This is a genomic window from Streptomyces sp. NPDC049585, assembly GCF_040675615.1.
Classification (GTDB): Bacteria; Actinomycetota; Actinomycetes; order Streptomycetales; family Streptomycetaceae; genus Streptomyces; species Streptomyces luteosporeus.
The window spans coordinates 114,419-124,893 of record NZ_JBFAPE010000012.1; the positions used below are offsets into that span (position 1 = coordinate 114,419).

Sequence of the window (10,475 nt, forward strand, 5' to 3'; positions counted from 1 at the left end):
ATTGAGGCCGGGTCAGCGGTCGTTCAGACGGCCGAGCTCGTTGTCGATGAAGGCGAAGATCTCGTCCTCGCTGGCGGCCCCGATGCGCTCGGCGACCTCGGCGGTGCCGGCGGCCTGCGTCTCGCCGCCGCCGCGCCACTTCTCCAGCGTGCTCAGCAGCCGGTTGGCGACGGCGGCCCTGGTGAGGTCGTCGGGCGCGCCGGCGGCCAGGGCGGAGTCGAGGCGGTCGAGTTCGGCGAGCAGTGCGGTGGTGGCGTCGCCGCCCTGCGCCGGTCCGTCGTCCACGAGCTGGGAGACGAGGTGGTCGGCGAGGACGGGGAGCGTGGGGTAGTCGAAGACGAGGGTGGCGGGCAGGCGCAGGCCGGTGGCGTTGGTCAGGCGGTTGCGCAGCTCGACGGCGGTCAGCGAGTCGAAGCCCAGGTCCTGGAAGCCGCGCTTGGTGTCGACGGCCTTGGGCGAGGCGTGCCCCAGCACCCCGGCGACCTCGGTCCGTACGAGGTCGAGGGCGAAGCGGGGACGTTCGGCTGCGCGCAGGTCGCGCAGGTGCCGGGCGAGGCCGGCCGCCGCGGCCGCGCCGCCCGCCGTCCGGGCGGCCGTGCGCCGGCCGCCCTTGACCAGGCCGCGCAGCAGCGGCGGTACGTCGCCGGCGCTGCGTCGCGCCCCGCCGGCCGGGCCGATGGGGACGAGGTACGGCTCGCCGGAACCGATGGCCGCATCGAACAGGGCCAGGCCCTGAGCGGCGGACAACGGAGGCACGCCCGAGGCGGCAATGCGCTGCATGTCGGCAGCGGAGAGCGCGCCCGTCATGCCGTCGGCCTGCGCCCACGCACCCCACGCCAACGACTGACCCGACAGACCCAGACCACGACGATGCTGGGCGAGAGCGTCGAGGAAGACATTGCCCGCCGCGTAATTCGCCTGACCCGCACTCCCCATGACACCGGAGATCGACGAATAGACGACGAATCCCGCCAGGTCCAGGCCCCGGGTCGCCTCATGCAGATGCCAGGCCGCATCCACCTTCGGCCGCAGCACGCTCGCCAACCGCTCAGGCGTCAGAGACGTAATGACACCGTCGTCCAACACACCCGCCGTGTGCACCACGGCCGTCAGCGGGTGCTGCTGCGGAATGGTTGCCAGCAGGCTCTCGACCGCGCGACGGTCGGCCGTGTCACAGGCCTCGACCGTGACGCGGGCGCCCAGGGCGACCAGCTCGTCCCGTAGTTCGGCCGAACCCGGCGCCTGCGGGCCGCGCCGGCTGACCAGCAGCAGATGCCGTACCCCACACTCGGCGACCAGGTGCCGCGCCAGCAGACCGCCCAGGCCACCCGTACCACCAGTGATCAACACCGTCCCGTCCGGGTCCCATGCGGGCGCAGCCGGAGGTCGGGGCGTGCAGCGGGCCAGGCGCGGGAGGTGCAGGGTGCCGTTACGCACGGCGAACTGCGTCTCGCCGGTGGCCAGCAGGCCCGGGAGGTGCGGGAGCACGGCCTCGGGCCGGCCGCTGTCGTCCAGGTCGAGCAGCACGAACCGGTCCGGGTGCTCCGACTGCGCCGAGCGCACCAGGCCCCACACCGCCGCGCCGGCCAGTCCCCCGCCGCCGGAGACGGCGCCACGGGTGACGAAGACCAGGCGCGAGGCGGCGAAGCGGTTGTCGGCGAGCCATTCCTGGACGAGGCCGAGGGCCCGGGCGGCGAGGTCGTGCACGGCGGACGGCACGGAGTCGCCCTCGGCGGTCATCGGCACGACGACGAGCTCCGCGTCGGCGGGGACGTCCGCGAGCGCCGGCGCGTCGTCCGTGCCGAGGGTGACCCAGCGCTGGTCCTCGGCGGCGGCCGGGGTCCCGGAGGCCGGGACCCAGTCCAGGCGCAGCAACGAGCCTTCCTCGGCGTCCGCTTCCGGTGCGGAGGACTGCGGGCGCAGGCGGAGCGACTCCGCCGAGAGCACCGGGGCTCCGGCGGCGTCCACCGCGACGAGCGAGAATGCGTCGCCGGGCTGCCGGGTGAGGCGTGCTCGTACGGTGGCGGCGCCCGCGGCGTGCAGGCGCACGCCGGTCCAGGACCACGGTTCGGTTGCCGTGGTGCCGTCGGCGGGTTCGGCGGCCCGGGCCAGGGTCTCCAGCAGTTCGGGGTGGATGCCGAAGTACGCGGCGTCGGCGGCCGCCTCGTCGGTGAGGGCGGCTTCGACGAAGACCTCGTCGCCGCGGGTCCAGGCCGAGCGCAGGGCGTCGAGGCCGGGGAGGAGGTCGCCGGGGTCGACGGCGGTGGCGTCGCGGGGCGGCCACTCGGACAGGCCCGGGTCGGCGGGCTCCGCGGCCTGCGGCGTCAGGACGGCGGTGGCGTGCTCGGTCCAGGGCAGGTCGGCGGGTGCGTCCTCCGGGCGGGAGAAGAAGCGTACGGTCCGCGTGCCCGCCTCGTCCGGGGCGTCGAGGCGCACCTGCAGAACGCGGGCGGTGTCGCCGGCGAGGACGAGAGGGGTGGTGACGGTGAGCTCGTCGATGCCCTCGCAGCCGGCCTCGTCCCCGGCGCGGACGGCCAGTTCGACGAAGGCGGAGGCCGGGAAGGCGCCGGTCCGCTCCGACAGCCGGCTGGTGAACACCACGCCTTGGGAGTCCGCGAGGCCCATGGCCGCGCCGAGCAGCGGGTGGCGTGCGGGGACCAGCCCCAGCGAGGCGGCGTCCGTGGCGCGGTGGGCGGGGCGGGGCCAGTAGCGCTCGTGCTGGAAGGGGTAGGTGGGCAGGTCGATGCGCCGGGCGCCCGTACCGGCGTACCAGGCGGCCCAGTCGACGTCGACGCCGGCGACGTGCAGGTGGGCGAGGGCGGTGAGCAGGGCGGCGTCCTCCGGCCGGTCCTTGCGCAGGGCGGGGACGACGACCGAGTTCTGCTCGGGGTCGAGGGTGTGCTGGGCGAGGGCGGTGAGGGTCGCGTCGGGGCCGAGCTCCAGGAAGACGGAGGTGCCTTCGGCGGCGAGCGTACGGACCCCGTCGGCGAAGCGGACGGTCTCGCGCACGTGCCGCACCCAGTAGTCCGCGGAACCGATGAGCTCCGCTGCAGCCACCTGACCCGTCACGTTGGACACCACGGGGATCCGCGGCGCCGCATACGCCAGCCCCTCGGCCACCCGCCGGAACTCCTCCAGCATCGGCTCCATCAGCGCCGAGTGGAAAGCGTGGCTGACGGACAGCCGCTGGGACTTCAGCCCCTCCGCGGCACGCAGTACTGCTGCCTCGTCACCGGAGAGCACCACCGACCGCGGCCCGTTGACCGCCGCGAGGGACACGTCCTCGGTGAGCCGTGCCCGGACCTCCTCCTCGGAGGCCTGTACGGCCACCATGGCACCACCGGACGGCAGCGCATCCATCAACCGGGCCCGCGCCGCGACGAGAACGCACGCGTCCTCCAGCGACAGCACCCCGGCCACATGGGCAGCAGCGATCTCGCCAATGGAGTGACCCGCGACGAAGTCGGGCTTGATGCCCCACGACTCCACCAGCCGGAACAGTGCCACCTCGAAGGCGAACAGCGCAGGCTGGGTGAAGCGGGTCTCGTCGATTCCCTCCGCCTCGCCGGACATCACCTCGCGCAGCGACTGCCCGAGTTCGGCGTCCAGCAGGCCGGTGACCTCGTCCAGGGCGCGGGCGAAGGCGGGGTGGCGGGCGTACAGCTCCCGGCCCATGCCCGCGCGCTGCGCGCCCTGACCGGAGAAGAGGGCGGCCACTGCGCCGGGGGCGTCCGCGGCGACGCCGCGCGCGGCCTCCCGTGCCCCCTCCTCGTCCACGAGCAGCACGGCCCGGTGGTCGAGGACCGAGCGGCCGACCGCCAGCGAGAAGCCGGCGTCCTGCCGTGCGAACCGCCCGGCGCCGGCCCATTCCAGCGCGCGGTCGATCTGTTCGGCCAGCGCCGCCTCGGACCGGGCCGACACGGCCCACGGCACCGGACCGCTCATGGTCGCCGCCTCGGCCGGCGCCCCGGCCGGCGTCTCGACCGGCTCGGGCTGCTCCAGGATGACGTGGGCGTTGGTCCCGCTGATGCCGAAGGACGAGACGCCCGCCCGCCAGGGGCGGTCCACCTCGGGCCACGGACGCTCGTCCGTCAGCAGTTCCACCGCTCCGGCCGTCCAGTCGACATGGGTGGACGGGGCGTCGACGTGCAGGGTGCGGGGCAGGACACCCTCCTGCATCGCCAGCACCATCTTGATGATGCCCGCGACGCCTGCCGCAGCCTGCGTGTGGCCGATGTTGGACTTCACCGAGCCCAGCAGCAGCGGCCGGTCGGCCGGCCGGTCCTGGCCGTACGTCGCCAGCAGCGCCTGGGCCTCGATCGGGTCGCCCAGCTTCGTGCCCGTACCGTGTGCCTCGACGGCGTCGACGTCGGCGGTGGACAGGCCGGCGGCGGCCAGGGCCTGGCGGATGACGCGCTGCTGGGACGGGCCGTTGGGGGCGGTCAGGCCGTTGGAGGCACCGTCCTGGTTGACCGCACTCCCCCGCACGACCGCCAGCACGCGGTGGCCGTTGCGGCGGGCGTCCGAGAGGCGTTCGAGCACCAGGATGCCGGCGCCCTCGGACCAGCCCGTGCCGTCGGCGGCGTCCGCGAACGCCTTGCAGTGGCCGTCGGGCGCCAGCCCGCCCTGCCGGCTGAAGCCGGCGAAGGTCATCGGCGTGCTGAGCACGGTGACGCCGCCGGCCAGGGCCAGCGCGCTCTCGCCGCTGCGCAGCGACTGGGCGGCCAGGTGCAGGGCGACCAGCGAGGACGAGCAGGCCGTGTCGACCGTCACCGCCGGGCCCTCCAGCCCGAAGGTGTAGGAGATGCGGCCGGAGAGGACGGAGGTGGCCAGGCCCGTGCTGGCATGGCCCTCGACGTCCTCGCGGGAGTTCATCACCAGCGACGCGTAGTCCTGGCCGGTCGTGCCGACGAAGACGCCGGTCCGCGTGCCCCGCAGCGCGGTCGCGTCGATGCCCGCCCGCTCGAACGCCTCCCACGACGTCTCCAGCAGCAGCCGCTGCTGGGGGTCCATGGCGAGGGCCTCGCGGGGCGAGATGCCGAAGAAGCCGGCGTCGAAGTCGCCGACGCCGTCGAGGAAGCCGCCTCGTCGGGTTGCGCTCACGCCGCGGTTGTCGGGGCCGGCGTCGAAGAGGGCCTTCAGGTCCCAGCCGCGGTCCGTGGGGAAGCCGGTGATGCCGTCGCGGCCGGCGGTGAGCATCTCCCACAGGTCGCCGGGGGTGCGGACGCCGCCGGGCATGCGGCACGCCATGCCGACGACGGCGACCGGGTCGTCGTCGGCCGCGGCGGCTGCGCGTCGGTCGTCGTGCTCCTCGCCCTGTTCGTCGAGGAGCAGCTCCACCAGGTGCGCGGCGAGCGCGGCGGGGGTGGGGTAGTCGTAGACGAGGGTGGCGGTCAGCCGCAGGCCGGTGGCGGCGGTGAGGCGGTTGCGCAGCTCGACGGCAGTCAGCGAGTCGACGCCGAGCTCGCGGAACTCGCGGTCGGTGCCGATGCCCCGCGCCGAGGCGTGGCCGAGCACCGCGGCGGCCTCGGTGCGGACGAGGTCGGTGGCGTGGCGCAGGGCGTCGTCGGGGCCGAGTTCCAGCAGGCGCCGGCTGAGGGCGACGGCGGTGGCCCGGCCGCCGACGGCGGTCGCAGCCGTACGACGGCCGCCGCGCAGGAGGCCGCGCAGCAGCGGCGGGACGATGCCGGGCGCACGGCCGCCGCGGGGCGCGGGGCCGATGGGGACGAGGTACGGCTCGTCGGAACCGATGGCCGCATCGAACAGGGCCAGGCCCTGAGCGGCGGACAGCGGAGGCACACCGGAGGCGGCAATGCGCTGCATGTCGGCAGCAGAGAGCGCGCCCGTCATGCCGTCGGCCTGCGCCCACGCGCCCCACGCCAACGACTGACCCGGCAGACCCAGGCTGCGACGGTGCTGGGCGAGAGCGTCGAGGAAGACATTGCCCGCCGCGTAATTCGCCTGACCCGCACTCCCCATGACACCGGAGATCGACGAATAGACGACGAATCCCGCCAGGTCCAGGCCCCGGGTCGCCTCATGCAGATGCCAGGCCGCATCCACCTTCGGCCGCAGCACGCTCGCCAACCGCTCAGGCGTCAGCGACGTGACCACACCGTCGTCCAACACACCCGCCGTGTGCACCACGGCCGTCAGCGGATGCTCGGCCGGGACAGCGGACAGAACGTCGTCGAGCCGGGCCCGGTCGGCCATGTCACAGGCCGCGATCGTGACGCGGGCGCCCAGTTCTTCGAGAGCGGTCTGCAGCTGCGCCGCACCCGGTGCGTCGGTGCCGCGCCGGCTGACCAGCAGCAGATGCCGTACCCCACGCTCGGCGACCAGGTGCCGCGCCAGCAGACCGCCCAGGCCACCCGTGCCACCGGTGATCAACACCGTGCCGTCCGGGTCCCATGCGGGCGCGGTCGGGCTGTCGGCGGCCGTGGTGTGCTGGAGGCGGGCGACGTGCACGCTGCCGTCGCGGACGACGAACTGCGCGTCGCCGGCGGCCAGCAGGCCCAGCAGCTGCGGCAGTGCGTCCTCGAGCCGGCCGTTGTCTTCGAGGTCGAGCAGGACGAACCGGTCGGGGTGCTCCGACTGGGCGGCTCGGACCAGGCCCCACACGGCCGCGGCCGCCAGCCCCTCGCCGGCGCCGGAGACGGCGCCACGGGTGACGAACACCAGGCGCGCGGTGGCGAACCGCTCCTCGGCCAGCCAACGCTGCACCAGGTGCAGGGTGCGGGCCGTCAGTTCGTGGACGGCCGTGGGGATCGCGTCCGGCGCGGCGGGCGGGAGGAGGACCACGACCGTGTCCGCGTCGGCGACCGCGCCGAGGTCCCAGTCGTCGTCCGGGAGCGTCACGTACCGGGCGTCGTGCTGTGCGCCGGACGCCTCGGGTGCCGGCACCCACTCGAGGGTGAGCAGCGATCCCGCGGCGTCCGGCTGCTGCTGCCCGGCGGCGTCCAGGTCGGCGCGGTCGCGGAGGGCGAGGGCGTCGGCGGAGAGGACGGGGGCGCCCTCGGCGTCGGCCACGGCGAGGGAGACGGTGGCCTCGCCGGTGCGGGTGGCGCGGATGCGGATGACGGAGGCGCCGGTGGCGTGCAGGGACACCCCGCTCCACCGGTGGATCGCGGGGGCGTCGGTGTCCTGGTGGGCGAGGGCGGCGGTGTGCGCCACGGCGTCCAGGAGGGCCGGGTGCAGTCCGTACGCGGTGGCGTCGTCGGTGCCCGCCGGGAGGACGGCCTCGGCGAAGACGGTCCCGCCGCGCGTCCAGGCCGCCTGCAGGGTGCCGGACGGCGGGGGCGTGACGGCGGTGGCGTCCTGGGGCGGCCAAGTGGTGGCGCCGAAGTCGGTGACGCGCTCGCCCGTGGTCAGGACGCCGGTGGCGTGCTGCGTCCAGTTCTGGTCGGGGGCGTCGGCCTGCTGGGTGTGGACGGTGACCGGGCGGGCGCCGGTGGCGTCGGCGGCGCCGACCCACACCTGCAGCAGGACCGAGCCGTCGGCGGGGAGGTGCAGGGGGGCGTCGTGGCGGAGCTCGGTGACGCGGTCGCAGCCGACCTGGTCGCCGGCGCGCAGGACCAGTTCGAGGAACGCGGATTCGGGCAGGATGCCGCCGCCCACGAGCTGGGGGTGGGTGAGAGCGGACAGGCGGCTGGTGCACAGCACGCCGTCGAGGCCGGCGACGGCGACCGCGGCGCCGAGCAGCGGGTGCCCGGCGGGCGTGAGGCCGGCGGCGGAGACGTCGCCCACCTGCGGGGTGGGCCTGGGCCAGTACCGCTCGTGCTGGAAGGGGTAGGTGGGGACGTCCACGCGGCGGGCGCCGGTGCCGTCGAACCACGCGGCCCAGTCGACGGCGACGCCGGTGACGTGCAGCCGGGCGAGCGCGGTGAGCAGGGAGCGTTCCTCGGCGCGGTGCCTGCGCAGGGCGGGGACGCACAGTGCAGTGCGGTCGAGGGCGTCGAGGTTCTGCTGGGCCATGGCGGTCAGAACGCCGTCGGGGCCGAGTTCGAGGAAGACGCCGGCGCCTTCGGCGGCGAGGGTACGGATGCCGTCGGCGAAGCGGACGGTCTCGCGCACGTGCCGTACCCAGTAGTCCGCGGAGCCGATGAGCTCCGCCGGGGCGAGCTCACCCGTCACGTTGGACACCACGGGAATCCGCGGCGCCGCATACGCCAGCCCCTCGGCCACCCGCCGGAACTCCTCCAGCATCGGCTCCATCAACACCGAGTGGAAAGCGTGGCTCACCGCGAGCCGCTGGGTGCGCCGGCCCTGTGCGGCGAAGTGTTCGGCGATGCGCGGTACGGCCGTCTCGTCGCCGGCAACGACGACGGCGTCCGGCCCGTTGACGGCGGCGAGGCAGGCGCCCTCGGTGAGCCGTGCCCGGACCTCCTCCTCGGAGGCCTGCACGGCCACCATCGCACCACCGGACGGCAGCGCATCCATCAACCGGGCCCGCGCCGCGACGAGAACGCACGCGTCCTCCAGCGACAGCACCCCCGCCACATGGGCAGCGGCGATCTCGCCCACCGAATGACCGGCCACGAAATCAGGGGTCACACCCCACGACTCCACCAGCCGGAACAGCGCCACCTCGAAGGCGAACAACGCGGGCTGGGCGTAGCCGGTGCGGTCGAGCAGGGCCGCGTCGCCGTCGGCCGCGAACATCACCTCGCGCAGGGGGCGGTCGAGCCGGGCGTCGAGCAGGCCGGTGATCTCGTCCAGGGCCCGGGCGAAGGCGGGGTGACGGACGTACAGCTCCCGGCCCATGCCTGCGCGCTGCGCGCCCTGACCGGTGAACAGCACGGCCAGCGGGCCGACGGGCGAGGCCGCGCGGGCCCGGGCGGCCTCCGACAGGCCTCCGTCGGGGCCCGCGAGCAGGACGGCACGGTGGTCGAGGAGCGACCGGCCGGAGGCGAGCGAGTGGCCGACGTCGAGGGGCCGGGCCTGGCCGTCCGCGAGCGCGGTGACGCGCTCGACCTGGGCGTCGAGGGCCTGTTCCGTCTTGGCGGAGAGGATCCAGGGCACGATGCCGGGGGCGAGGGCGGGCGGTTCCGGCTCCGGGGCGGGCTCGGCCTGTTCCAGGACGACGTGGGCGTTGGTGCCGCTGATGCCGAAGGACGAGACGCCCGCCCGGCGGGGGCGACCGGCCTCGGGCCACGGCGTGGACTCGGTCAGCAGTTCCACCGCTCCCCCGGTCCAGTCCACGTGCGTGGACGGGCGCTCCGCGTGCAGCGTGCGCGGCAGGACGCCGTGCCGCATCGCCATGACCATCTTGATGACCCCGGCGACGCCGGCGGCGGCCTGCGTGTGGCCGATGTTGGACTTGATCGAGCCGAGCAGCAGCGGCCGGCCGGCCTCGCGGCCCTGCCCGTAGGTGGCCAGCAGGGCCCGGGCCTCGATGGGGTCGCCGAGCGGGGTGCCGGTGCCGTGGCCCTCGACGGCGTCGACGTCGGCGGGCGCCAGGCCGGCGTTGTGCAGGGCGCGCCGGATGACGCGCTGCTGGGCGGGGCCGCTGGGGGCGGTGAAGCCGTTGGAGGCGCCGTCCTGCCCCACGGCCGAGCCGCGGACGACGGCGAGGACGGGGTGGCCGTTGCGGCGGGCGTCGGAGAGGCGTTCGACGAGGAGGACGCCGACGCCCTCGGCCCAGCCGGTGCCGTCGGCGTCGTCGGCGTAGGCCTTGCAGCGGCCGTCGGCCGCGAGCCCGCCCTGGCGGCTGAACTCCATGAGGGAGCCCGGCGAGGACATGACGTTGACGCCGCCGACGAGGGCCAGGGAGCACTCGCCGGCCCGCAGGGCCTGCACGGCCGAGTGCAGGGCCACCAGCGAGGAGGAGCAGGCGGTGTCGACGGTGACGGCCGGGCCCTCCAGGCCCAGGGTGTAGGACAGGCGGCCGGAGGTGGCGCTGGCGGCGATGCCGGTGCCGATGTCGCCGGTGGCGTCGGCCAGGGAGCGCACGAGCAGGTAGGCGTAGTCCTGGCCGTTGGTGCCGACGAAGACGCCGGTCTGGCTGCCGCGCAGGCCCGCCGGGTCGATGCCGGCGCGTTCGATGGCCTCCCAGGAGGTCTCCAGCAGCAGGCGCTGCTGGGGGTCCATGGTGACGGCCTCGCGCGGGGAGATGCCGAAGAACGCGGCGTCGAAGCCGGCGGCGTCGTCCAGGAAGCCGCCTTCCTGGCTGACGCTGTTGCCGCGCTTGTCGACCCCGGCCTCCTTCAGGGCGGCCAGGTCCCAGCCGCGGTCGGTGGGGAAGCCGGAGATGGCGTCGGTGCCGGTGGCGACGAGGTCCCACAGGTCCTCGGGCGAGTCGACGCCGCCGGGGTAGCGGCAGCTCATGCCGATGACGGCGACGGGCTCGGTGGCGGCGGCGACGAGCGTGCGGTTCTGCCGGCGCAGGTGCTCGGCCTCTTTGAGCGAGGCACGGAGAGCTTCGACAACTTTTTCGCTGGGCGTGGTCATGGTCCGCTCTTTCGACTCTCGCTCCG

General features: G+C 75.0%; 1 protein-coding gene. It reads right to left on the reverse strand.

Annotated elements, in window-relative coordinates:
• Window positions 1-12: 12 nt before the first annotated feature.
• On the reverse strand, window positions 13-10,449 hold the full coding sequence (locus AB0K17_RS15515) for an SDR family NAD(P)-dependent oxidoreductase (protein WP_365983217.1): 10,437 nt from the start codon (window positions 10,447-10,449) through the stop codon (window positions 13-15).
• Window positions 10,450-10,475: the final 26 nt, after the last annotated feature.